Origin of the sequence: Phreatobacter sp. (assembly GCF_022843985.1) — a bacterium.
Taxonomy (GTDB): Bacteria; Pseudomonadota; Alphaproteobacteria; order Rhizobiales; family Phreatobacteraceae; genus Phreatobacter.
Genome location: NZ_JALHMP010000024.1, coordinates 15637 through 37903, shown reverse-complemented (window position 1 = coordinate 37903; position 22267 = coordinate 15637). Strand labels below are relative to the sequence as shown.

Here is a 22267-nt window from a genome sequence, read left to right as displayed (position 1 = left end):
GCGTTGCTCAATCGCGATTGGAACGGCAGGCGTCGCGGCCATAGGCGGCCACGATGATCGGCTCGATCTCGGGAAGGATGTCGGCCAGCAGCGGCGAGGACGCATCCATGGCCGCAGCCAGGGCAAGCATTGCGCCGAAGTCGATGGCGTAGACGCCGCCCATCACGGCGCGCACCTGTCCCGCGCAGCGGCGGATGACCTCCCATGCCAGAAGCCCCTCGGCTGTCACGGGCGCGTGCTCGATGTAGGCGCAAGCCCCGCAGCGCGATGGGCAGGCGGCGCAGTAGCTCTCGCCGCCCTCGAAGTGCCAGCGCGCGAGGGCGATCAGACGTTTTTTTCCTCAAACCTTGTCAGGGCCGGGCCGACATAAAGCCGGTCGATGGCGTCGAAGGCGGGCCAGACCTCGAGCAGCTGATTGATGGCGATGGGGTTCGGATCGATCGGCTTGCCGCCGGCATCGCCAATGCCCTCCCACGCAACGATGCCGCTCAGCGCAAGCGAGCGCGTAAAGGCCGCGCCAGCAGCGACGGTGGTGCTACGGTCGAGGGCCAAGTCGCCCTCGACCTTCGTGCCGAGAGACTCGGCGGCGGCGGCGCGGGCGACGAGCATGTCGGCCACGGAGATCGGCCGGAACTGGATGCGCACGCCCGGCAGGATGTCGAGCCAGAACGGATCGCGGGATGGTGTCGAGAGCTTGAGCAAGGGAACCTCCTCGTGAAGCGGATCAGTAGGACGCGACGTCGTTGGTGAGCACGCAGGTCGCGGCGCGGTTCAGTACCGGATCGATCGCGGCCTGGAATGCGAACGGGGCCTGCACGCCGCCCGGCCCCTGGATCTGACGGTCGCCGCGCGGCAGGAAGACCCGGTGCGCCGTCCAAACCAGCGATGTGCCCGCACCAGCCGCCCAGCGGAACTGAAGCTCGCAAGGCAGGCGGTTGGTCGCCTGATCGAGAAGGACGCGGTCCTCGAAGCGGGTGGTGATGTTGCCGGTCAGCGCGATGATGCCCGGATCGGCATCGGCGATGCGCCCGTCGCTGCGGATCACCTCGACTGCTTCGAGGTTGTTCGAATAGGTGAGTTCCGCCGAGATGACGTTGCCGAGCGCCACGTTGTTGCGGCGGACCTCGCCCTGGAACTGGCCGAAGCGCTCCAGCACGAACTCCGACAGCGTGCCGGACTGCGCCGTGGCGGCGATGGTCTCGCCCTGCGCCATGATGTTGAGAGAGGCGGTGAGCAGCCCGGATCGCTGCGCCTGAACCTGAAAGCTGTTGATGCGCGCGCCGTAGTTCATCCCGAAGAACGGCACGTCGGGAAGCTGGACCTCGATCGACATCGAGGGGAGAGCCTGCGCGCCCGAGAACCAGGTGTGGCTGTTCGCGCCGCCCGACAGCGTCGCCCCCGACAACGTGGCGCGTGTCGGCGCGTTCGTCGCCAGCGTGCGCGCATTGCCGCCCGGTCCCAGCGCCTTGGCGGTCAGGTTGACGACCGCGCCAACCGCCGCAGCAGCGACGTTCGCGCTCGGATTGATGATCGCGGCGAGCGCGGTGGCGGTCAGCGCCGCTGTGCCGCCAAGGTTGAACTGCTGGCCCGTCGCGCCGGAGGCGACGGCGGTATAGACCGTGCCATCGACCGTCACCGTGTCGTTGACCAGAAGGTTCGCGGTCAGCGTGATCGTTCCGGTGGCGGCGTTCGCGGCGACCGTCGTCGGCGCGCCCATCAGGCCGCGCAGCCAGACGCCGATATTGCGGGTATCCACGGGAACGACGAGATCGCCCATGTTGGTGATCACGTCATAGACCGGCGCCAGCGGCTCGCGGCCGAAGCCGAGAAGCTCGCTTGCGATCAGGCCCTGTTCCTCGCCGATGTTGACGGAGGCGAACGGCATGCGGCGAAAGCCGGTGCCGGGCGGGGTGCCATAGGTGCTTTCGAACACGGCGGCGAGAGCCGCGTTCACGCCGCGTGCGCGAGGCATGGGTCGTTCTCCATGTGGTGTGGTGTCGGGGCCTGAGCGGGGCCGGACCGGCGCTGTTCAGTTCCGAAGGTCCGAGCGCAGTCGAAGGACCGTCGATCAGTTCCAACGGCCCGAGCGCAGTCGAAGGGTCGTCACTCAGTTCAGCGGATCGGCGGTAGCGTAGGTCGCAACGATCATGACATCGGCGAAACGGCCGACCTGACTGCCTGTTGTCTCGATATCCTCGGAGGACGGGGCTTCCGCCTCGATCCAGTCGACAAGCCCGCCGAGCCTGCGATTGGCGATGATTGCCGCACCGATGGCGCCAAGCATCTCGTCGACCACCTGCTCACGCGTGAGCGTGGCGCTCTCGAAAGCTGCGATCTCGACGGGAATTCGATGGGTGTAGAGATAGGACACCGGCGAGAGCGTGACGTCGGGCTCGCCCGGATCGCCATCGCGGATCACGACCAGTCCCCCCGGCGGAATGCGCTCCGGCTTGGCGAGATTGCGCTTCACCTCCGCGCCCGGCAGGGCATCGGCGACGAGCGCATTGACCGCGCCGAGGACGGTTTCGCGTTTCGAGGGCATGAACAAAGAGCCTTCAGGATCGCGGCCAGTGCCGCGCGATCAGGGTCGGAACGCGCGCGGCTTGCCGCTTCGCGATCGCATCGATGTTGAGCCGCTTGCGGAGCGTGACCTGGGGCACAAGCAGGAACACGATCACGGTTGAATGACCGGTCTTGCGCCTATTCGCTGCCGCCAATCCGCGCGTGTTGATGCGGGCCGCATCGGCGACCAGAAGCGAAGGGCCGCGCTTGCGGTAGACGAAGCGCAGCCGCATGCCGGTGCGCCGTTCCCAGCCGCCGGGCGTGATGCGTGACGCACGCCCGTTCGGTCCTCGCCCGCGCGTCCCGGCGGCGGGTGTCGGAATCGCCAGCCAGAAGCCTCGCGCCGAGCGAATGGTGACGCCGCGATCGAAAGCGTCGATGAGCTTCGGGGCCTTCGACCAGACGAAGGCTGCGGCTTCGACGCTCTCGCCGACCTCGGGGAATACCTTGCCCCTCCATGTCCGCGAGAGGCGTTCGCCAAGGCCGGATGAGACGACATCTTCGCGCAAGCGCGCCTTCAGCTCGACTGAAGCATCTCGCATCCCGGAGGTGACGGCGCGTTCGATATCCTGCTGCGTGCCCGCCAGCGCCTTGCGCATGTCGGGACGTTCAAGGTTGAAGCGCATGGGATCAGACCTTGACCGCCTCGCAGGTGAGGACGAGCCCCATGGGATCGGATGAGGGCGTCCCGATGATCTTAAAGGTCTCCGTCCCGATCACGACGAGATCGCCCTCATCGATTGCCGCAGCTTCGGTCCTGCGCAGGTCGAGCAGAACGGTCGCCATCAAGGCGCGGGACGCCCCGAACTCGACCACGGCGTCCGGGCGGCGGCGGATGACGCGGACGGGGACACCGGGGCCGATGCCGCCCGCCTGCCAGAGCGCGGTCTCGCCAAGGTTCGGATCGGCGAACAGGGTGTCGAGCGCTGCCGCGAACGCGTTCACGTCAGAAGCTGCCGTTCAGCCGAACGCGGCCGATCGTATCGCTGGCGCCGCCTGCCACCGGTTCGGTCGCAGCGCCGATCAGGGTGTTCGATGCGACCACAGTCGTCGCGAGGCGGGCGGCATTGTCCCAATAGATGCGCGCGCCGACGACCCATGCCTGGGACGGGGCCTTGCGCAGTTCCACGACGCCCTCGGTGAGGGTCTCGACCTCGGCGTTGATGGCCGCCGATCCGGTCGCGATGCCGAAGATCGCGCCGACCAGCAGTCCATCGCCGGAGGCGACGGCATAGGGGGCGGGAAGCGTGATGGTGTTGCCGGGCTGGATGTAGCCGCGCATGGGAATTCTCCGAGAGTATCAGGTGATGGGAAGCGTTCCGGCGGCGATCACGCGCCGGGATTGCGGTAGAGCCCGCGCCAGTCGATCGCCTTCGCGCCGAAGTCGAGGCGGCACTTGATCTCGACGCCGTCGACATCGAAGCCGTTGCGCGTCTCGATGTAGGCGCCTTGCTGGCCTTCGAGATAGGCGTACTCGATGGTGTCGATCTGGGCGGGGTTCGCGGCGAGATACCAGGCGGTGAGGCTCGCGGCATCGAGACGAGGCTCGGAGATCGGCGTCAGGGTTCGGATCGAGGACGGGACCACGTTGCCGGTCTGGGCAGGCACGAGGTTCTGCGCCACCAGCTGCTCGGCCGCGAGTTCGAGCGATGCCGGCACGATGAGATAGGCGGGCCGGACATTGAGGATGGTCTTCTTGTCGAGGCCGGTCTGCCGGGCCATGGCCGCGCGCGCCGCGCCGATCGCGGTGACGCTGAGCGCGGTGGCCGGGTTCGCCAGATTGCCGTGGTTCTGGTGGAATAGCGCGATGGAGTCGCTCATGGCGGCGTTCGCCAGGATGATGCCCCAGACCACATCGCTCTCCAGCGTGGCGATCGCCGTGCCATACATCGCCGGGATGCGGGTGAAGGCGTCGAGATCGTCGTTGATGAGGACCTGCCGGGTGACCGCGACGACGCGCCCGTAGGTCTCGACCCGGTAGCTCTCGCGCCCTTCGGCAAGAGTACCGCGCTTGAACTCGCCGCCCTCGTTCACCTTCACGAGCTGCGGCGCTTCGCCGAGCTGGACACGGTGCATCGCCTTGAAGTCGGTCGCGAGAACCTGTCGGCAGAAGGGCACGTAGGTGCGCGGATAGGCATCATAGGCCTGCCGCAGCGTCTTTCCCGTCACGGCGGCGAGAACCTCCGGAAAGTCCGAGGTGGAATGGAGAGCTCGGGTGGCGATCTCGTCGCGCGACATGCCCCGGACATTGACGCCCGAGCTTGAGAGGAACTCGCGGGCGTGCTCCACGAGCGTCATGCCGCGATACTCCCGCGCCGGTTCGCTCAAGGGGAAGAGCGTGGGCGAGTAGCGGTGCAGAAGAGCGTTCGACACGGCGTCACGACGCGTGACGCGCTCATCGCGGCCGCCGAGCGGGATGCTGACCTGAGGCGAAACCCGCGTCTTCTCGGCATCGGTGGCGACCTTGTCGAGGATCTCGCTGCGCGCCGCGTCGAGCGTGACGCCACGCTTGACGAGATCGTCGGCGAAGCTGCGCTCGAGGTGGAGGCGGCCGGCAAGATCGTAGATGGTTCCGACACGCTCGCGCTCCGTGTCGCGCGCGCGGGCTGCGATCGTCTCCGCATCGATAGTGGGCGTGGTCGGCACGCGATCCTGCGGTTCAGGCGCGGCCTGGCGCGTCTGCGTCTCAGTGTTTTCGGTCACAGCGTCGTCCATGGCTGCTTTCTCCTTGGATGAAGCGTCGGCGCGGTGGACGACGCAGGGGTGAAGGGGTTCTTCGGCACGGAAGCCCGCAGCCGGATCAGCGCCGATGGGCACTGCGGAGATCTCGAAGGGCGTCCAATCGACCGCGCGCCACAACTCGGGCGCGCCCGCCTGCTTGGTCACCTCGAAGCGATGGACCTGGTAGCCGATCGACACCGCCCGGATGTGCCCGGCCTCGACGTCCTTCCAGAGCGGTTCGACCTCGGCCCGGTCGGAAAAGCGGACACGGGCGACGCCGCGCCCGTTCTCGATGCGGGCGCTTCCCGGCACGACCGAGCCGATGACGCTGTCGAGCACGGAGGCGTCGTGCACCTTCAGGAGAGGCGCACCCGCATTCAGGCGATCGAGACGGACGGCGCGCGGATCCATCGCCAGTTCCTCGTCGAACGGATCGCCGAAGAACGGATTGCGGCGCACACGCGCGCCCGTGGACCAGACTACGTCGATGGTGCGCTCGGCCGCATCGATGGACGCAGGCAACAGGTCCGCCACCCGCGTCAGCGGCGGCAGGTCGATGTTTCGGGTCATGGTGCAAAAGCTCAGGTGTCGGGATTGACGGGTTGGCCAGTCGTGTCAGCCTGCATCACGCCGGTTTTCGTCACGCGCCGCGGATCGCTATCGAAAATGAGCCCAAGGGCGTCGATCTTGGCGTTCATGGCGGCGATCTCGGCGAGCACGGCGTCCGGGTTGTGACCTTGACGCGCGATGGCCTGTGCCAGCGACATGGTGCCCGAGCGCAGCGCCAGGAGATCGGCCATCGCGTCCTTCAACGGATCGACAGCTTCAAAACGCGGCGGAGACCACTCGACCGCGATGTCCGGCCGGGGCAGTTTCCCGGCAGCCCACGCCGCCTGGCAGAACCAGACCCATATGGGCTGGCAGAGAACCGGGATGACGATCTGCCATTGGACGGCGTCGATCAGGCGGCGGAACTCCACGAGCCCCGCCCGGATCGATGAATAATTGACCTGACTGAGATCGCCGGTCAGCAGCTCGTAGGGCATGCGGAACCCCGCTGCCACGATGTGAAGCTGCGCACGGAGCCACTCGCCCACACCCGCCGTCGTGGCGGGCTGATTGAAGCGGATGTCCTTGCCGCCGCGCGCATAGGCGATCAGCCCGGGCTCGAACTGTTCGACGCGGTTGCCGTCGGCGTCGACCACCGACGGAGCAATCCCCTGATCGGCTTCGTCGGCGCCAAGCACGATGCCGACGACACAGGCTTCCGTCTTCTTGCGGACGAGCTCGGCCTGCGTCCAGTCGTCGAGATCGCGCAGGGCCCGCATCACCGGCGTGCCCCACGGGACGCCGCGCACCTGCGTGCGCTGCTTCTCGTAAAGATGCAGCACCTCGCTCGCCGGGATGGCGAGACTCTCCAGACGTCGACGCATGGTGACGACGGCATCGCCGGGATGCTGGGCATGGAGCCAATAGGCGCGGCGTCGACCGAGGGGATCGAACTCGATGCCCTGAAGCAAACGCCCGCCATCGGCGAGATCGCCGCTGCGGGTATTGTCCAGAAGATCGGCTTCGATGATCTGAATCTGGAGCGGAACGGCCAGACCATCGCTCGGACGTCGTGGGCGGCGGCGGATCAGCACCTCGCCAGCCTCGATCAATTCCCGCACGGCCAGGGTCTGAAGCCCGAAGATGTCGAGCTGGCCATCGGCGTCACAGGCGGCGATCCACTCGGTCCAGAGCCGGTCCACCGTCTCGTCGAGCCTGGCGTCACCCGTGGCGGCACGCGGAATGATGCCGCTGCCGACGATGTTGTTGACCAGCACCGAGACGGCCTTCGCCGCATGCGGATTGTTGCGGGTGAGATCGCGCATGCGATCCCGCAACAGGCCGCTGGCGGCGGCTATCTCGGCATCAGCCGATGTTCCCGCCGCTTTCCATCCATCCGTGCGCCGTCCCTTGGTAGCGCCGTCATAGCCACGGGAACTGCCATGGGTCTTGGCGCTCAGCGCCTCGAAACTGCGCCGCGCGAGCGCGCGTCTCACACCTGCCTCGGGCGCAGCCCACGCCACCATCCGGTCGAGGAAGGTGATCTGGCTCACCGGTCGCCCCGTCCGAAGCCGGCGTAGCTCGCGATTGGGCGTGATTCGCCGGAGGATGCCGTGATCTCGGTCTCGATGGTGCGGATCCGCTTCAAGAGGTCGTCCGCCGATCCGTATTCGACCGTCTTGCCGTCATAGCTGACCCGGAGCGTGCCGCTGGCATAGGCGCGCTTCAGCGCATCGAGTTCGTCGGTCGTCCAGGCCATGACTGTTCCTCAGAACCACTTCCCGCGCGGGCCGAGCCAGTCGCTCTGCCGCTTGGTCGATGGCGGGTTTGGACGGGCGAGACGCCCGGCTTCGATGTTCGAGTGCGTGTCGTCGGTGTCCGCAGGCTGCGGGCCGACCTGATCTTCGAGATCGCGCCACTTGTCCTCGGACCAGCGATCGGCTCCGGCGATCCAGACGGCGGCCCGGGCGTAGACCCGGCAGTCCAGCGCCTCGTTGCGTTCGCGCACCTTCTGCCATTCGAGCTTCTGGAAGCCGCGCTTGGTGGTGACGCTCACGAGATGCTCGGCGACGAGCTGCTTCACCCATTCGGCGTCGACGCCGTGGGGCAAGTGCACAAGTCCGGCCGGGCCCTGCGTTCCGTCCGTCGCGTCCTCGTCGGTGGGCTTTGAAAGCCGCAGAAAGCGATAGGTCTCCGCCTTGAAGGTCGCGACGGCGATCGTCCAGAGCCGTGCGCCGCGGCGGATCTTCCGGCCACCTTCCGTCGCATCGACGAAGGACGGGCCGGTCACTGGAGCCGCGCGATTGAAGCCCTCGACACCCTTGATGGGAGTGACTTGCGCAAAGCCCTGCTGGCGCGCCCATGCATAGACGGTTGGCGCTTCGAAGCCTGTGTCGATCGCGAGCTTCGAGAGGCTCAAGCGAACGCCATGGGCGTGCGGCCATGTCTTGCCGAGGAGATCCGTCAATCCGACCCAAGCCTCGGCGCTGTCCGGGCCGCCGGGGATGACGATGTGATCCACGAGCCAGCTCGCGAGCCCGCGACCCCAGGCCCAGATCGAGACTTCGATGCGATCCTTCTGGATGTCGGCGCCTGCCGTGAGAAACAGGCCGCCGCTCGGCACCGTGCCGATGCGCCAGGGCTCGCGCCGCTCGTAGAGCCGCTGCCAGTCCGGCGCTTCGCCGGTCTCGATCCAGGTTTCGCCGAGGACGCCATTCTTGAAGCTGCGCTTCGCCTCGTCGCTGGTCTGCGCGGCTTCCCACATCCGGGCGATATCGGCCCATGAGAGCCAGCCTACTGGTGAATAGAGCCCTGAGAGGTGGTAGCCGACCGTTCCCGCGTGCACGCCATCGCGCGTCGGGCGCCATTCGCCGGACATCATCAGAGAGGTCTTGTGATGCTCCTCGATCCGGCCGTCGCAAGATTCGCAGACATAGTGCGCCGTGTGCGGTTGCCCCTTCTCCCAGCGCAGGCGCTCGAAGCGAAGCCACTGGCGATGATCGCAATGCGGGCACGCCACGAAGTAACGCCGCTGGTCGCTGGCCTCGAACTCGCGCTCGATCCGCGACACGCCGTGGATCGTCGGCGTCGATGTCAGAAAGACCTTCGAGCGCCAGGAGAACGTGCGCGTGCGGGCCTCGGCCAAGGCGACCGGATCGCCTTCCTCGTCGGCGGACGGCGGATAGGCGTCGACCTCGTCGAGAAACAGGTAGCGCGCCGGCATGGATCGCAGGCCGACCGCGCTGTTCGCGCCGGTGATGACCAGAAGCCCGGCCGGGAACTCTTTTGACAGAACCGTGTTGCCGGCATCGCGCGAGCGTTGCGGCTTGACGCGCTCGCGCAGCACCGGGCTTTCCGCGATCAGCGGATCGATGCGCTGGCGCGAGAAGCGCTTGGCCAGTTCCACCGTCGGCTGGACCGCGAGCATCGGTCCCGGCGCATGGTGGATGACATAGCCGATCCAGTTGTTCCCGGCCTCGGTCGCACCAACTTGCGCGGCCTTCATGAAGACGATGCGGCGCGCGGCGTTGCCCGGCGACAGCGCATCCATGATGGCGCGCATGTAGGGCGTGCGGTCCGTGCGATAGCGCCCCGGCTCGGCCGAAGCACGCGGGCTCAAGAAGCGGTGCCGATCCGCCCATTCCGCGACGGTGAGCGCGGGGTCGGGGGTCAGCCCATCGCGCCAGGCCTGGACGAGCGCATCGACGCCTTCGAAGGCGAACAGCTCATCGGACCGACGGTCCGCGTCAGCGAAAATCTGTGGCGACCTCGGCGAGATCGGCGAGGTGCGCTCGGACATGGGTCTCCAGAACCTTCTGCATCGCGTGCGCTTCGAGGCCGAGCTCCGCCGCCATCAGTGCCGCGATCCGTGCGGGCCAGTTCGCCCATGCATCGCGCTCCTCGCGCGCCAGTCGAAAGACGAGAGCGGTCGCCCGCGCCCGGTCGATGACCTCGCCCTTCATGCGCTGCAGCCGCAGACGCCGTTCCTGAGCCTTCAGCACCTCGTTGGCCGTCTTGGCCTGCAGGAACGTGGTCCCGCCGCCAGCCGGAGACGGCGCGATTCCGCTTTCGCGCAGCGTGTCGCCGACGGCGGACAAGGCCGCATCGGGGACGGGCTTCAGCTTGGCCTCGGCGCCATCCCGACGCTGCTTCGAAGGGTCGGTCATCGACGCGCGGCGCGCATCGCTGGCCCGCGCATCGATCGAACCATCGGCATGCAGGACGAGCCGTCCAGAGGTCTTCGCCTTCTGGATCGCGCCCCGCGACATGCCGACATGGGACGCGTACTGGCGTTCGCTCATGCCCTGCATGTCCGCTCCGAAAACATAATGTTTTGATGTACTTATTGCCTTGATAAGCGTGCCGGACAGAGCCTGTATGGGGTCACCAACCAAGGAGAATTCCGATGACCCGCCAAGCCAAGAACGCCCAGGCCCTCGACGCCTTCATCGCCCGCAAGGTCGAGATCGACGCCATGCTGGCGCGGCTTGCCGCCCTGAGCGACGAGCATTTTGACGTTCATCCCGACGAAGTGCACTGGGGCCATGTCGGCACGCTCGCCCACTACGCCGAACTCTTGAAGCGCATCACCGACAGTGCCTTCCGCGAGGGCGAACACGCCGAATGATCCGGCCGACCTCCGCGCCAGCCCCGCGATTGCGGGGCTTGGCCTCGTAGAAGCGCCGCGATGGTCGCGCCGCTCTCGATCCGGAGGTTCCGATGACCCAGCTTTCCGACACCCAAGCCATCATTTTGAGCGCCGCCGCGCAACGACCCAAGCGGATCGCCCTGCCGCTGCCCGACAGCCTGCGCGGCGGAGCAGCCGCCAAGGTCGTCAGCACGATGATCGCGAAGGGCCTCCTGCAGGAGGTCGAAGTCAACGCACGACGCGGCGAACCGGTCTGGCGCGAAACCGGCGACGGCCACGGCACCACGCTGGTCGCCACCGACGCAGGCCTTGCCGCCATCGGCATCGAGCCGGATGAAACCGAAACCACACCCGCGAGCGCGACAGAAGAGCCCTCTCAGGATCCCACGCCAGACGCTGCTCCCGAGCGCACATCCTCGACGCGCACGCCGCGCGCCGGAACCAAGCAGGCCGCCCTGATCGCCATGCTGCGAGCGCCTGAGGGCGCGACCATCAAGGAGATCACGGTCGCCACCGGCTGGCAGGCCCACACGGTGCGCGGCGCAATCGCCGGTGCGCTCAAGAAGAAGCTCGGTCTCCAAGTGACCTCCGAGAAGGTCGAGGCGCGCGGGCGGGTTTACCGGATCGCCTGACGGCCAAAATCCTCGACGCGCATCGATAACGGCGCTATATTCGCACCGAATTCGATGCGCGTCAGGAGGTATGCCATGAACATCACCGAGGACATCAGCCCGCTGACCGAGTTCAAGCGGGAGTCGGCGCGCATGATCGCGCGCATCAAGGAAACCGGGCGGCCGCAGATCCTGACCGTGAACGGCAAGCCGTCGGTCGTCGTGATGGACGCCGCCGCTTGGCAGGACATGCAGGACCAGCTCGATTACGCCGAGACCGTCGCCGGAATCCGCAAGGGTCTGACGCAGGCCCGCGCCGGCGAAGGCACCGAGGCCAGCCGCTTCTTCGACGAGCTTGCCCGATCCAAATGACTTCGCCATTCCCCGTGATCATCACGCCGAACGCGGCGAATGATCTGACTGAATCATGGGTGTGGCTGCGTGAACGCAACCCGCGGGCTGCGGACGAGTGGCTGTCGGGCATTCGGGCCACGATCCTTGGCCTCGGCGCCATGCCCGAGGCGCATCCGATCGCGCCCGAGTCGCAGGCTTTCGAACTGCCGATCCGTCGCGCCCTCTACGGCCGCGCAACGCGCTGGCGCATCTACTATGCCATTATCGACGGCGTGGTGCAGGTTCTACATGTCCGGCATGGCCGTCGCAGCGACTGGCGACCCTGATGGCTTCGAACAGCCGTCGCAGGGCGAATGAACGGGCGATGCTCACCACGGTGAAGATCGCGCCGATGGTCAGGTTCTCGGCCAATGTCGTGTGCAGCCCGAACAACGGAAAGACGAGGAGCTGGGTGACGACGGCGACGCCGTAGCCGACCACGACATTGGCGATGGCCTCGACCAGCGACATCGCCCTGCTTTGCTTCATGCGGCTGAACTCTCGATGTTCGCAGACTGGCCTAACCGCTCCTCTCTCACCTGCGCAAAGGTCCGTCCGTCGCCGTCGAGGATCGCTTCGCGCCCGGTGTCGGCTTGCCAGCGTTCGATGGCGACATCGACATAAGCCGGGCTGATCTCCATCGCGAAGACGCGGCGGCCATTGGCTTCGCCCGCCATGATCTGCGATCCCGACCCGGAAAACGGCTCGTAACACAGCCCGCCGCGCGCCACGTGCTGGCGCATCGGGATCCCGAAGGCATCGAGCGGCTTCGGCGTCGGGTGATCGGGCCGGTCGTCCTTGGCGAAGCTGGGCAGCGCCCACGTTGATGGCAGCGTTTCCTCGGCGACTTTCGGCGGCCGCTTGCCCTTGATCCAGCCCATGAAGCAGGGCTCGTGCTTCCAGAGGTAGTGCGACCGGGTCAGAACTCCGCGGTCCTTCACCCAGATGATCTGCTGATGGACGAACGCGCCCGCTTTCTCCCAGCAGGCTTCCAGCATCGCTTGGCGGCGCGAGGCGTGCCAGCAATACCAGGCGGCGTCTTCCGCGATCGCCTCGGCAACGGCCGCCGCGATGAATCCGTCATAGAGTTCCGCGCCCTGGCTGCTGTCGTCCCAGGTCACGCCGTAGGATGGCGACCAGTCCTTGTTGCGGGTCGGATGGTTGGAACCGTCGTAATCGACGAGATAGGGCGGGTCGGTGGCGAACAGGATGGCCCGCTCGCCATTCATCAGGCGGCGAACATCGGCGGCACTTGTGCTGTCGCCGCAGAGCAGCCGGTGATCGCCAAGAATCCAAAGGTCCCCGAGCCTGGATGCCGGATTGCGCGGCGGTTCCGGGATCACGACGGGGGCGACACCCGCGCCGTCGGATGCCTCGTCGCCCGGTTCGAGCGCGAGCAGCCGGTCGAGCTCGCCATCGGAGAAGCCGATCAGCGACAGGTCGAATTCATCGGCGACGAGTTCCTGCAGCTCTCCGGAAAGAAGCGCTTCGTCCCAGGCCCCGAGTTCGGTCAGCTTGTTGTCGGCGATACGGTAGGCACGACGCTGCGCTTCGGTCAGATGATCGAGCACGATGACCGGCGCTTCGGTGAGGCCGAGCTGCGCAGCCGCCATGATCCGGCCATGGCCGGCAATGACCTCGCCATCGCTCGACACCAGCACCGGGACGGTCCAGCCGAACTCCGCCATGCTGGCGGCGATCCTGGCGACCTGGTCCGCGCCATGGGTCTTGGCGTTGCGCGCATAGGGGTGCAGGCGGTCGAGCGGCCAGGTCTCGATCGCTTCGGGGGCGAAGCTGAGGGTCATGATGTCCGGTGGAGGCTGGGCGTGTCGCCGTCGATGGGCCGCTGGATGCCGGATGCCGAGCTGGACTCCGCGAAGGGTCCAGGCATGGCAGGCGTCGTACGGCAAAAAAGCCTGTGTTCGTCGGGACTTCCGAGCGGCCGTGAAAGGCGCTGGACTCCGAGTGGCTTCCCAAAAAATCCGGCCTGCCACTAGCGACGTTTCGCGCCGCGCCCTCCCGCATAGGGTATCCGCCGGGAAGGAACCAGAGTATCAGCGGACGCAGGCCGAAATGGGTGTATTTGGGCGTCGAATTGGTGCGTGGCTCTCCCGAGGTTAGCCCGAAATCTACCCTGAACAGGCATTTCTGTCCGCGCGAAAACTGTCCGGCGGACACTTTGCTCGCCGCTACTCACCGCTGCGCCGCGCCAGCCAGTTCGATCACCTTGCGCTTCGAGTAGCTGCGGTTGAGCCGCCGTCCGTTAAGCCGGAAAGCGATGACACACAGCGCGTAGAGCCAGTGCTGGTGGGCAGCAGAGCGCTGCAACCCAACCGTCCAGCAGATCGTCTTCCAGCGCTCGCCGTAGGCACGCATCCAGATGATCTTGCCCTCGACCGGATCCAGCCCGACGGTCCAGCTCAGCGTCTCCTCCATCCTGCTGATGGCCGCAGGCGAGGGCAGCACACGCATCGGCTTCGGCTCCTGTTCGACCTTGTCGGCAAAGCCATGGATGATCTCCGGCCATGTGCTGAAGTATCCCTGCCGTCGCGGTTCGGGCAGGCGCTTGAGCACGAAAGCCGCTTCTGCGAGACGTTCCTCGACGAGGCTTGGCGTCCAGTTGGTCATCGGCGCGCCTCCTTGGATTGATTGCGATCGCCATAGAGCTTCTCGCCGAGTTGCCGGATCAGTTCACGTTCTGGCCAGGTCAGCCGAGCGTCGTCGATCGACACCGCAAGGACGCGCTGCTCGCGCCAGCCATCGCGCTTGACGTCATCAGGGCTGCGACGTTGGCCGCCATATCCTCGTGGTGACCACCTCACAGCACACCTCCCCGGGTCTCCATCGCCCAGAGCAGGATGGCGATCGCGTCGGCCTCGTTGTCGTCGGCGGGCCGGAAGCCCCGTGCAGTGACGGCGGCGAGCACCGCATGCTTGTCGGCGTTGCCCTTGCCGGTGGCGAAGCGCTTGATGGTGCCGACCGGCACGCCCTGATAGGCGACCTGTTCGCGCTCGCACCACGCAGTTAGTGTTGCCAGGAAGCCGCCGTAGAGATGGGCGGCATCCGTGCCGACATGCCGACGAACTTCCTCGAAGTAGATTGTGGCCAGACCGTCATTGTCGTGGACGAGCGCATCGAGCCAGCACTGGAAGCGCAGATAGCGCATGCCGCCGCCATCGTAGCGGCTGGGTCGGAATGAGACCGTGCCGCTCTGCATGATACCACCGATCCGGCTGGCCCAGCCCGTCGTCGTGCCAAGGTCGAGCGCCAGGATGGCGGAGCTTCGTGTTGATGAAGCCAGAGCTGCCGGAAGACAGGCTGGTTCGGGAACAGGTGACGCAATCATGCTCATCGGGATGGATCCTTCGTTTGGGGTGTCGTTCAGAGGAGTGTCGGCACGCCGCGCGCGCGATGCCCCAGGGGTGGGGATGGGAGACCCCGCTCGGCGAGCGGTCTCCCCCACCCCTGAAAGGGGTGGCTTTCAGCCCCCAAACTTGCGGGCCACGGCAAGGCATTGGCGAGACTGTGGAATTTCCAGTTTCGGGAGCCTTGGCCAGCACTCGCAGCCCAATCTGATTGCAGCGCAGCCGATCTGGCTCGCGCGCAGTTCCGAAGGGGCAGTTTGGGCATCGCGCCCAATCTGGTCTCGGCGGTGTGGAGCGTAGTTCGACGCGGGGATGACGGAGCAGTTTCGGAACCGCACCCCATCTGGTTCAAACTGGCCGGAGCGCAGTCGTGCGCGATGAGCGACGCGGGCGCGATCATGACGGTTCGCCCTCCGGATAGACCCAGACATGCGGGTTCTCGACCTCGAGCAACGCGCCGGTCTGGGGCGACTTGTAATGGGTCGGCAGGACCGCGATGGTGGCCTGCGAGACCTCGCCGGTTTCGGGATCAACCGCTTCGCCGTCCGTCGGAATGGCCATCGCTTCGACGCACAGAAACCCGAAGCGGGATCGGGACGGGCCAAAGCCGTAGGGCGCACCGTCGCGCACGAACTTCACGAAGCCCTTGGTGGCAAGCACGTTCAGCCGGTCCCGGATCGTGTCCTTGCCGCCAAGCCCGCCGCGGTTCTCGAACGCCTCCGCGAACTGGTTGATCGTGTAAAGTCGACCGGCCAGCGCTTCGTCGAGCAATATGCCGAGAATGACATCGTGCTTGCGCACACGCTCCGCATCGAGACGCTCGCCCAGCGACTTGCGCACCAGCCGCTCGCCCGAACGGTCGACTTCCACCCAGCGTCCGTCGGTCTTGTCGATGATCTTCGGCTCGATGCCCGGGCCGTTGCGCAGCTCAAAATGCAGCATCCGCTCCGAACGTTCTTCGTCGGGCCGGTGCATGATGATGCCGGAGGTGTAGAAGCTGCGCAGGCTTCCAGCGCCCGATAGCGCCATGAACGGATCCTCGGCCAGCTGCTTTTTGGTGATTTTGCGGGTGTGGTGGCAGAGGATCAGACCGGCGTCCGGCGCCACCGAATCCCTGAACACCTCGACACGTTCCTGCAGGAAGAACAGCATCGCCGTGTTGTCGTTCTCGCCGCCGCCATCAGGGCCGCCATCGAAGAGGTTGCGGATCGGGTCGATGCAGAGGATGTCAGGTGCGCCATGGCCGTAATGCGCCCGCGCGGCGGCCACGGCGCGCGAAACACCGCCCGCATCGAGCAGCATCCGGACCTTCGGCGTCGCGACCAGATTGTCGCGGGCGGCTGAGAGCAGCGCCGGGTCGAGCCGAATGCCCTGAAGCCGCTCGCGCAGATAATGGTACTGGATCTCGGCTTGCAGATAGAAGATCCGCAGCGGGCGGCATGGCGCGAAACCGAGGAACGGGATGCCGGCCGCCATGTGCACCAGCAGGCTGATCAGGAAGTCGCTTTTCCCGACCTTGGGCGCGCCGCCGAGGACCAGCATTCCACCCGGCGTCAGCACGCGCGGCCCGATGATGTCGTCCGGCATCGCGCTTCTGTCGTCGAGGAGCGTTCCGAGCGTGAAGGTCGGCAATGGCGACATCGGCGTAACCGCCAGACGTTCCAGCGGCGGCCCGTGCCGTTCTTCGTGCAGCCGCCACAGGCGCTGCGCCTCCGATGCCAGCCGCTCCAGCGGCCAGCTCGGGCGCAGCATCGCGGCGTTGTACTGGCAGATCGCCTCCCAGGCCTCGTCGCGGCCCATGCGCCCCTCATGGGCCAGCCGGATGAAATGGCCGATGGCGGCGCTCGCACCCTGAAACCGGGTCCATGCGTCTTCGCTGCCTTCCCGAACCGGCGTTGTCAGAACATCGGCGATCGACGGCTTCGAGGCGGCTGGTCCTGGTTCCGATCCGACGCCGACAAGAGGCGGCATGGCGTCGACCCGTTCCGCGAAGTCGCGCAGGTCCACCTCGACCTGCGAGTTGTGGCGACGGATGGTGACGAGCCGCTTGAAGCCGCCCTTGTGATAGATCGATCCCGCCAGACGGATAGGCTGGTGCGCTGAACGAAAATGCGTGTCGCCACCAACCTTGATCGCGATATCGCCGCGTAACCGGCACAGCAGCGTGATGTCGTCGGCTTCGGCAGGTTCGGTCAGGCGCCACCAGACATGCAGCTTGTCGAGACCGTCCGGCGTGCGGCCTCCGCTTTCGACGATCAGGGTCGGCTCGCCCAGATGCCGGATCATGTGATCGAGTTTGGAAGCGATGTCGCCGGCGTCGAGATCGACGAGCACCGTTTGCATCTGGCGCACGTCGGTGGACTTGGCCTTGCCGCTCTCGGCCACCGTTCCCGGCACCACATAGAAAGCAGCACCTTCGCGCGCCGCCCAACCTGCGAAAGCGATCGCCTTCTTGAGCAGGTTTGCGTCAGCTTCGATCCAGGCATTGTGCGGGCGACCGCCGCCGTGCTCCGCACGGCTTTCCTCAGGGTTTACTTGCCCCTGGCCCTTGTCGATGAAGCCGCGCAACGGCACCCAGCCGTCGCAATAGCTGAAGACGACGTCGAGAAAGATGGCGATCTGCTCAGCGTCCGGCTCGACGTCGAAGGGATCAACCTGCGGCGTCGCGTCATTGAAGTCGCGCCAGGCATCAAGGGAAACGACGTTGTGATCGCTCATGCTGGCAGGCTCCAGCAGCGCTGGCCCCAGGGGCACATCCGACATTCATGGAAGTCGCGCGTGGTCGCGATCCGGGGCAGCAATTCGCCCGCGTCCGTCGCCTGGAGGATTCGGACGGCGCGATCACTCATCCGCTGGGCAAGACCGGCATCGAAGGCCACGAGTTCGTGGTGCAGTTCGGCCGTGTCCTTGTTGATGGCGGTGAACAGCGCCGGATTGGAGCAAATGCCAAAGACGCTGGCTTCCATGTAGGCCTGGTAGAGGGCGATCTGCGCCGCATAGACCGGCTTGGCGATGACGACGCCTTTGGAGACGGTCTCCCGCCAGTTCCTGGCGTTCATGGTCTTGCATTCCCAGAGCGCGGGAACGGCAAGGCCCAGCTGGTCGGGGGCTGCCGCGATGATTCCATCGACATGACCGCGAACACGGCCACCGGCGATCGAGAAGCCGAACTGCTGCCCGTCCGCGCGATTGCCCTTGCGGGTGTAGAGATCGAAGCCAGCACCACGGAGCCAGCGGATGGCCAGATCTTCAAGCGCATGCCCGATCTCGAAGATCCGCAGCGTTTGGCCGTCGAAGTCGGAGCCGTCGTCCTTCGGCGCATCGGCGAATTCGAACTGCAACGCGCGCTCGCAAGGCTGCCCGAGCCGCGATCCACCCAGATAGGTCCGGGGCGGCGTCACGGCGCGCGCGGCATCAAGGCTGTCGTCGATCAGAGCGTTGATGCGTCCGGCGATCAGGGAGCGGTGATTGAAGTCGAGCATCAGAATGGGATCTCCGCGTCCCCGCGCGTTTCGGCAGAGCCTTGGGCGATGGCGCGCATGGCATCCTGAAATCCGCCGACGGCGACTTCGATCAGGGTTCGAACCTGAGCTTCCGAGAGCTCGGCGAGCCGGGTCTTCCAGCCGATCTCCTCCATGATCTCGGCAATCGGCTTCATGCTGGCGCGGATGGCCGCCTTTTCCTGTTCGGTGAGGTCAACCATGGCCCAACGCTCCCGCGCCAAGCGTGTCCAGAAGCCTTGGCAGGCGATCGAGCAGAACCAGACCGAGGGGCGCGGCTGCTTCGATCGCACCGGGTCGAACCAGCCAAAGCCACGGGTCGGACAGCGGCAAACGGCGCAGAGCGTCCCACGCGGATGCCAGAGGCGCAGACGATCCGAGGATGTCATGTTCATTTGGGCGCTCCATCACGCAGCCCTCCCGATCAGGTCAGCGGGGGCGGCGTCCGCTGCGCCGAAGACGAGCGAGCGAATGGCATCGCGGTTGAAGCGGAACGCCAGGAGCGCCGATGCCTGGTAGCGCGTGAGCCCGAAATCCTGCCGGTACTCGGGCGGGAGGAACGAGAGCTGCTTGTCGGTCGGCGGCTGGTTCAGCCACCGCCTTGTCTTGTGGGCGCTCTCGTCGCTCTCATGCTCGTTCAGCCAGTCATCGGCCGCAGCGAGACAGACCGTGCGTTCGCCGGCCGCCAGCAGATGGGGCCGCTGCTTCTGCACCCCGCCGATGCCGTACCAGCGGCCATTGAGAAAGAAGACCCCGCCCCAGGCATTGAAGCCGCTGGCGATGAGCGCGGCATCGTCGCCGAAAAGATCGCACCACCGGAAACTCGACCGCTTCAGGAGGTCGATCTCCGACATCACGAATTCGCCGAGCGGCGTAGCCTCGCCGGTCTCATCCCGTTCCCAATGGTGGCCGCAAAGCGGACACTCGGTGGTGGCGAGCGGCACCACTGCGCCGCATTCCGGACAGTCCTTCGTCGGGGCCTCGCCAGTGGACTCGCGACCGTTCAGGTCAACGTCCTGTTCGAGCGATCCGTGAAGCAGCGTCGACGTGCCGAAATCGAGGACAATGCAGTCGGTCTTCAGAACACCGGGATGTTCATCCAGCGAGACCGTGCGCAGTCCGCGGCCGATCATCTGGATCATCGTCGACTTGTAGGAACTCGGCCTCAGGAGGACGACGCAGCTCGTGGGGGGATGATCCCAGCCCTCGGTCAGAACCGCGACGTTGACCACCACGCGAAGATCGCCTGCCGCATAGGCCGCGAGCACGGACCTGCGCTCGGCATCCGGCATTTCGCCATGGACAAGCCCGGCAGGAATGCCCGCGCCATTGAATGCCCGGGCGACATTGCGGGCATGATCGACGGTGGAGCAGAAAACGACCGTCTGCCGGTTTCCGGCCTTTTCCCGCCATTGCCGAATGACGGCATCGGTCACCGGAGTCCGGTTCATGATCGCATCGACTTCGCTCATGTCGAAGTCATCGGCGGTGCGCCGCACCTTGGTGAGCTGCTCCTGAACACCGACGTCGATGACGAAGGTGCGCGGCGGCACGAGATGGCCGGAGGCGATCAGTTCGCCGATGCGGATCTGATCCGCGACATTCGAAAAGACGGCGCGAAGGCCGCGCTTGTCGCCCCGGTTGGGCGTAGCCGTGACCCCGTAGATCCCGCAGGCGGGATTGCTCTTCAGCGCCTGGTCAATGATCCGGCGATAGCTGTCGGCCGCCGCATGATGCGCCTCGTCGATCACCAGAAGATCGAGCGTCGGCATCCCATCGAGATTACCGGAGCGCGCCAGCGTTGGCACCATCGCGAAGGTCACCTGTCCCTTCCAGGACTTCTCGCGCGCATCGACGACGGACGTGGAGAGACCGGGCACGACGCGGCGGAACTTGTCACGGTTCTGGTCAGTGAGTTCGTCGCGATGGGCGAGCACGCAGGCCTTGGCGTCGGGATCGGCGATCATGCGCCCCGCGACAGCCGAGAGCATGATCGTCTTGCCGGCCCCGGTCGGGGCCACGGCGAGCGTGTTGCCGTATTGCGAAAGCGCGCTGACGCTTCGCTCGACGAACAGTTTCTGGCGGGGTCGCAGCAGCATGGGTAGCGGCCCTCACTGCGCCCATGAGGGACGGATGCCCGGCTGGGGCATCGAAGCCTGCGCGGGTTGCCGCTGCGTAGCCGTCGCCCTTGCCGCTGCGCCCGCCAGCGGCGCGTATTCCTTGTGATCCGGCGTGACGGCGGCGCGGATCTCGTTCTTCTCCTCGCCGTTGGTGTCGGTCCCGACATCGATGCGGGCCACGAACTCCAGGCCGTCGAGATCGGCGAAACCGTTGATGCGGCGCGCCGCCTGCGCCTGAGCCGAGGAATCCTTGTCGGAAATGCCGCGAGCGGAATTCAGCATGCCGCGGATCAGGCTGCGGCCCATGTTGGCCCAGTCTGGACCCTTCGGGCTGTAGAGCCCGATCAGCGTGAAGATCTTGCGCCGCGCATAGGGCCCTTCGAGCACGGTGAACTCGCCGGACAGATAGACCGAACCAGTCGTGCCGCGTGTCGCGTAGCCTCCGGTCCAGCCCTGAGCCGGATCGTCGAAGCCGCCCGGGCGGATGGTGAGGCGCACCTTGGCCAGCGTGCCCTTCGGGATGATGTTGCTGTTCTGCTTGGCGTCGTTGAAGTCGTTCCAGGTTCCAGACATGGCTGGTTGCTCCTCTTCAGGCGTTTTCGGGATGGGTGATGTCAGTGGTAGCGTTCGCGGCGTCCGGCCGGCTGAACGCGAGACGCTCGGCGGCGGGCTTCACGGGGCCGCGGATCTTCGTCATCAGCCGACCAAGATGCGGCTCTTCGACGGGCGACAGACGCCCTGACCGGTCCTTGGCGGGAAAGCCCCACGGATTGATCGTGTGGCAGACGAAGGCGCGATAGGGCGTGCCCGCATCGTCCTTGATCTCCGCCATCGTCAGCACTTCATCGACGATGCCGGGCAGTTCGAGACCGGTCTTCGAACCGTCGATCTGCGGCTGGAAGATGCGCCGGTTGAAGTCGTCCAGCTTCTCGTCGAGGATGCCGACGAACCAGACGTTCTTCGCCCTTGTGTGCTGGAGGTGCGTGAGCCACGCGATCATCTCGCGGCCATGCAGGCCGTAGGCGCCGCGAATGTCGGGCTTGCCGGTCTTCTCGGAGAAGGCGTCGGGCTGGCCCTTGCACCACTGGAAACACAGCCGGCCGGCGACCGTGATCGAGTCGATGAACACCGTCCGGTAGCGATCCATGACACCGGGATCGCCGAAGCGTTCGCAGACCGCCGCGAAATGCGCGGGGCTGTAGGCCTGGTCGTCGCGCAGGGCCGGGTTCGGCCCGCCGATGAACACGGCGAAGTCGCGGCATTCGGGCCAGGTGCGCGGCCGCACCGTGTCGCCGGGCCATCCCTCGATGGCGAGGTCACCCGCCTCGAGGTCCATGAACAAGGTGGTCTCGGCATCGAGCGTCCAGAGAAGCGAGGTCTTGCCGATGCCGGACTTGCCGAAGATCGTGCCCTTGATGCCGCGAGGTTCCGCGAGCCGCTGGTCGGCGGTGATGATGGGGAGCGCCATGATCAGCGCTCCGTCTTGGCGCGGGCCGCAGCCTCGACGGCACGGTGCGCGCCGAGAGCACCGCCATCACGCGCGATCTGGCTGAGCTTGCGCAGGGCGTACATCTGATCGATGAGCGCGCTCGACGCTGCCTCCAGTCCGCGCAGCGCGAAAGCGATGTCGTCGAGGGTCGCCTCGCTGATCGGCTTGGCGTCGGTCTCGCCGCGCTCCGGCGTTGCCGGGATGCGGATCGTCTCAGGCAATGAGCCGAGGCTATAATGCGCCGTCTTCAGCGCTTCGAGCGCGGACAGAGGGGCTTCGGGCTTGGATTTGCCGAACGGAAACATGGGT

Annotated in this window: 27 protein-coding genes; 4 read left to right on the top strand and 23 right to left on the bottom strand. The window is 66.3% G+C overall.

Annotation, left to right across the window (positions count from 1 at the left end):
• Positions 1–7 precede the first annotated feature (7 nt).
• From Q0C57_RS15910 to Q0C57_RS15855, 12 genes are all read right to left on the bottom strand, one after another.
• Positions 8–229 carry a hypothetical protein gene (locus tag Q0C57_RS15910; RefSeq protein ID WP_296577512.1) on the bottom strand — a complete coding sequence of 74 codons (222 nt, stop codon included), beginning with the start codon at positions 227–229 and terminating at the stop codon, positions 8–10.
• Between the two features lie 95 nt (positions 230–324).
• Complete coding sequence (locus Q0C57_RS15905) at positions 325–702, bottom strand: hypothetical protein (protein ID WP_296577510.1); 378 nt, start codon at positions 700–702, stop codon at positions 325–327.
• 22 nt (positions 703–724) lie between these two features.
• A complete protein-coding gene (locus Q0C57_RS15900) occupies positions 725–1972 on the bottom strand; it encodes a phage tail tube protein (protein ID WP_296577508.1) in 1248 nt (415 codons plus the stop codon).
• A gap of 135 nt (positions 1973–2107) precedes the next feature.
• Complete coding sequence (locus Q0C57_RS15895) at positions 2108–2542, bottom strand: hypothetical protein (RefSeq protein ID WP_296577506.1); 435 nt, start codon at positions 2540–2542, stop codon at positions 2108–2110.
• A gap of 13 nt (positions 2543–2555) precedes the next feature.
• On the bottom strand, positions 2556–3188 hold the full coding sequence (locus Q0C57_RS15890; RefSeq protein ID WP_150288504.1) for a DUF6441 family protein: 633 nt from the start codon (positions 3186–3188) through the stop codon (positions 2556–2558).
• 4 nt (positions 3189–3192) lie between these two features.
• Positions 3193–3507 (bottom strand): hypothetical protein, encoded by a 315-nt coding sequence (locus Q0C57_RS15885; protein WP_296577502.1) that lies wholly within the window; start codon positions 3505–3507, stop codon positions 3193–3195.
• Position 3508: 1 nt separating this feature from the next.
• Positions 3509–3844: a DUF2190 family protein gene (locus Q0C57_RS15880; protein WP_296577500.1), complete on the bottom strand. Its 336-nt coding sequence runs from the start codon at positions 3842–3844 to the stop codon at positions 3509–3511.
• A 47-nt stretch (positions 3845–3891) separates the two neighbouring features.
• Positions 3892–5853: a prohead protease/major capsid protein fusion protein gene (locus Q0C57_RS15875; RefSeq protein WP_296577499.1), complete on the bottom strand. Its 1962-nt coding sequence runs from the start codon at positions 5851–5853 to the stop codon at positions 3892–3894.
• Positions 5854–5864: 11 nt separating this feature from the next.
• On the bottom strand, positions 5865–7385 hold the full coding sequence (locus tag Q0C57_RS15870) for a phage portal protein (protein ID WP_296577497.1): 1521 nt from the start codon (positions 7383–7385) through the stop codon (positions 5865–5867).
• Positions 7382–7591: a hypothetical protein gene (locus Q0C57_RS15865; RefSeq protein ID WP_296577495.1), complete on the bottom strand. Its 210-nt coding sequence runs from the start codon at positions 7589–7591 to the stop codon at positions 7382–7384. The genes Q0C57_RS15870 and Q0C57_RS15865 overlap by 4 nt, the downstream gene beginning before the upstream one ends.
• A gap of 9 nt (positions 7592–7600) precedes the next feature.
• The gene (locus tag Q0C57_RS15860; protein WP_296577493.1) at positions 7601–9631 is read right to left on the bottom strand and encodes a phage terminase large subunit family protein; all 2031 of its coding nucleotides are present in this window, start codon (positions 9629–9631) and stop codon (positions 7601–7603) included.
• The gene (locus tag Q0C57_RS15855) at positions 9579–10133 is read right to left on the bottom strand and encodes a hypothetical protein (protein ID WP_296577491.1); all 555 of its coding nucleotides are present in this window, start codon (positions 10131–10133) and stop codon (positions 9579–9581) included. The genes Q0C57_RS15860 and Q0C57_RS15855 overlap by 53 nt, the downstream gene beginning before the upstream one ends.
• Positions 10134–10237: 104 nt before the next feature.
• Here Q0C57_RS15855 and Q0C57_RS15850 point away from each other — a divergent pair, with 104 nt between their 5' ends.
• From Q0C57_RS15850 to Q0C57_RS21145, 4 genes are all read left to right on the top strand, one after another.
• Positions 10238–10459, top strand: coding sequence for a hypothetical protein (locus Q0C57_RS15850; RefSeq protein ID WP_296577489.1), 222 nt, complete (start codon positions 10238–10240; stop codon positions 10457–10459).
• 92 nt (positions 10460–10551) lie between these two features.
• Entirely contained in the window at positions 10552–11112 is a 561-nt protein-coding gene (locus Q0C57_RS15845) for a DUF3489 domain-containing protein (RefSeq protein WP_296577487.1), read from the top strand.
• 75 nt (positions 11113–11187) lie between these two features.
• On the top strand, positions 11188–11463 hold the full coding sequence (locus tag Q0C57_RS15840; RefSeq protein WP_296577485.1) for a type II toxin-antitoxin system Phd/YefM family antitoxin: 276 nt from the start codon (positions 11188–11190) through the stop codon (positions 11461–11463).
• Positions 11460–11771, top strand: a complete 312-nt coding sequence (locus Q0C57_RS21145) for a type II toxin-antitoxin system RelE/ParE family toxin (RefSeq protein WP_366937839.1) — start codon at positions 11460–11462, stop codon at positions 11769–11771. The genes Q0C57_RS15840 and Q0C57_RS21145 overlap by 4 nt, the downstream gene beginning before the upstream one ends.
• Here Q0C57_RS21145 and Q0C57_RS15835 read toward each other — a convergent pair.
• The 11 genes from Q0C57_RS15835 to Q0C57_RS15785 all read right to left on the bottom strand — a co-directional run bounded on the left by Q0C57_RS15835 (position 11707) and on the right by Q0C57_RS15785 (position 22263).
• Positions 11707–11973 carry a hypothetical protein gene (locus Q0C57_RS15835; protein ID WP_296577483.1) on the bottom strand — a complete coding sequence of 89 codons (267 nt, stop codon included), beginning with the start codon at positions 11971–11973 and terminating at the stop codon, positions 11707–11709. The two genes, Q0C57_RS21145 and Q0C57_RS15835, sit on opposite strands and share 65 nt — an antisense overlap.
• Positions 11970–13394 carry a ParB N-terminal domain-containing protein gene (locus Q0C57_RS15830; RefSeq protein ID WP_296577481.1) on the bottom strand — a complete coding sequence of 475 codons (1425 nt, stop codon included), beginning with the start codon at positions 13392–13394 and terminating at the stop codon, positions 11970–11972. The genes Q0C57_RS15835 and Q0C57_RS15830 overlap by 4 nt, the downstream gene beginning before the upstream one ends.
• A 283-nt stretch (positions 13395–13677) precedes the next feature.
• Positions 13678–14112: a DUF6362 family protein gene (locus tag Q0C57_RS15825; protein ID WP_296577480.1), complete on the bottom strand. Its 435-nt coding sequence runs from the start codon at positions 14110–14112 to the stop codon at positions 13678–13680.
• A gap of 190 nt (positions 14113–14302) precedes the next feature.
• Positions 14303–14830 carry a hypothetical protein gene (locus Q0C57_RS15820; RefSeq protein WP_296577571.1) on the bottom strand — a complete coding sequence of 176 codons (528 nt, stop codon included), beginning with the start codon at positions 14828–14830 and terminating at the stop codon, positions 14303–14305.
• A 415-nt stretch (positions 14831–15245) separates the two neighbouring features.
• Positions 15246–17567, bottom strand: coding sequence for an AAA family ATPase (locus Q0C57_RS15815; protein WP_296577478.1), 2322 nt, complete (start codon positions 17565–17567; stop codon positions 15246–15248).
• Positions 17564–18331 (bottom strand): hypothetical protein, encoded by a 768-nt coding sequence (locus tag Q0C57_RS15810; protein WP_296577477.1) that lies wholly within the window; start codon positions 18329–18331, stop codon positions 17564–17566. Before Q0C57_RS15810 ends, Q0C57_RS15815 begins: the two co-directional genes overlap by 4 nt.
• Positions 18331–18744, bottom strand: a complete 414-nt coding sequence (locus Q0C57_RS15805; RefSeq protein ID WP_296577475.1) for a DUF6511 domain-containing protein — start codon at positions 18742–18744, stop codon at positions 18331–18333. Before Q0C57_RS15805 ends, Q0C57_RS15810 begins: the two co-directional genes overlap by 1 nt.
• Before the next feature lie 12 nt (positions 18745–18756).
• Positions 18757–20448 (bottom strand): DEAD/DEAH box helicase, encoded by a 1692-nt coding sequence (locus Q0C57_RS15800; RefSeq protein WP_296577473.1) that lies wholly within the window; start codon positions 20446–20448, stop codon positions 18757–18759.
• A gap of 12 nt (positions 20449–20460) precedes the next feature.
• Positions 20461–21042 (bottom strand): hypothetical protein, encoded by a 582-nt coding sequence (locus Q0C57_RS15795; protein ID WP_296577471.1) that lies wholly within the window; start codon positions 21040–21042, stop codon positions 20461–20463.
• 16 nt (positions 21043–21058) lie between these two features.
• Entirely contained in the window at positions 21059–21937 is an 879-nt protein-coding gene (locus Q0C57_RS15790; RefSeq protein ID WP_296577469.1) for an ATP-binding protein, read from the bottom strand.
• 2 nt (positions 21938–21939) lie between these two features.
• On the bottom strand, positions 21940–22263 hold the full coding sequence (locus Q0C57_RS15785) for a hypothetical protein (RefSeq protein WP_296577467.1): 324 nt from the start codon (positions 22261–22263) through the stop codon (positions 21940–21942).
• Positions 22264–22267 lie beyond the last annotated feature (4 nt).

Excerpts from the sequence above, each read along its gene's own strand:
- Q0C57_RS15900 (WP_296577508.1), bottom strand. The coding sequence starts at position 1,972 with ATGCCTCGCGCACGCGGCGTGAACGCGGCTCTCGCCGCCGTGTTCGAA.
- Q0C57_RS15895 (WP_296577506.1), bottom strand. The coding sequence starts at position 2,542 with ATGCCCTCGAAACGCGAAACCGTCCTCGGCGCGGTCAATGCGCTCGTC.
- Q0C57_RS15890 (WP_150288504.1), bottom strand. The coding sequence starts at position 3,188 with ATGCGCTTCAACCTTGAACGTCCCGACATGCGCAAGGCGCTGGCGGGC.
- Q0C57_RS15880 (WP_296577500.1), bottom strand. The coding sequence starts at position 3,844 with ATGCGCGGCTACATCCAGCCCGGCAACACCATCACGCTTCCCGCCCCC.
- Q0C57_RS15875 (WP_296577499.1), bottom strand. The coding sequence starts at position 5,853 with ATGACCCGAAACATCGACCTGCCGCCGCTGACGCGGGTGGCGGACCTG.
- Q0C57_RS15865 (WP_296577495.1), bottom strand. The coding sequence starts at position 7,591 with ATGGCCTGGACGACCGACGAACTCGATGCGCTGAAGCGCGCCTATGCC.
- Q0C57_RS15860 (WP_296577493.1), bottom strand. The coding sequence starts at position 9,631 with ATGTCCGAGCGCACCTCGCCGATCTCGCCGAGGTCGCCACAGATTTTC.
- Q0C57_RS15855 (WP_296577491.1), bottom strand. The coding sequence starts at position 10,133 with ATGAGCGAACGCCAGTACGCGTCCCATGTCGGCATGTCGCGGGGCGCG.
- Q0C57_RS15850 (WP_296577489.1), top strand. The coding sequence starts at position 10,238 with ATGACCCGCCAAGCCAAGAACGCCCAGGCCCTCGACGCCTTCATCGCC.
- Q0C57_RS15845 (WP_296577487.1), top strand. The coding sequence starts at position 10,552 with ATGACCCAGCTTTCCGACACCCAAGCCATCATTTTGAGCGCCGCCGCG.
- Q0C57_RS15840 (WP_296577485.1), top strand. The coding sequence starts at position 11,188 with ATGAACATCACCGAGGACATCAGCCCGCTGACCGAGTTCAAGCGGGAG.
- Q0C57_RS21145 (WP_366937839.1), top strand. The coding sequence starts at position 11,460 with ATGACTTCGCCATTCCCCGTGATCATCACGCCGAACGCGGCGAATGAT.
- Q0C57_RS15835 (WP_296577483.1), bottom strand. The coding sequence starts at position 11,973 with ATGAAGCAAAGCAGGGCGATGTCGCTGGTCGAGGCCATCGCCAATGTC.
- Q0C57_RS15825 (WP_296577480.1), bottom strand. The coding sequence starts at position 14,112 with ATGACCAACTGGACGCCAAGCCTCGTCGAGGAACGTCTCGCAGAAGCG.
- Q0C57_RS15820 (WP_296577571.1), bottom strand. The coding sequence starts at position 14,830 with ATGATTGCGTCACCTGTTCCCGAACCAGCCTGTCTTCCGGCAGCTCTG.
- Q0C57_RS15815 (WP_296577478.1), bottom strand. The coding sequence starts at position 17,567 with ATGAGCGATCACAACGTCGTTTCCCTTGATGCCTGGCGCGACTTCAAT.
- Q0C57_RS15810 (WP_296577477.1), bottom strand. The coding sequence starts at position 18,331 with ATGCTCGACTTCAATCACCGCTCCCTGATCGCCGGACGCATCAACGCT.
- Q0C57_RS15805 (WP_296577475.1), bottom strand. The coding sequence starts at position 18,744 with ATGAACATGACATCCTCGGATCGTCTGCGCCTCTGGCATCCGCGTGGG.
- Q0C57_RS15800 (WP_296577473.1), bottom strand. The coding sequence starts at position 20,448 with ATGCTGCTGCGACCCCGCCAGAAACTGTTCGTCGAGCGAAGCGTCAGC.
- Q0C57_RS15795 (WP_296577471.1), bottom strand. The coding sequence starts at position 21,042 with ATGTCTGGAACCTGGAACGACTTCAACGACGCCAAGCAGAACAGCAAC.
- Q0C57_RS15790 (WP_296577469.1), bottom strand. The coding sequence starts at position 21,937 with ATGGCGCTCCCCATCATCACCGCCGACCAGCGGCTCGCGGAACCTCGC.
- Q0C57_RS15785 (WP_296577467.1), bottom strand. The coding sequence starts at position 22,263 with ATGTTTCCGTTCGGCAAATCCAAGCCCGAAGCCCCTCTGTCCGCGCTC.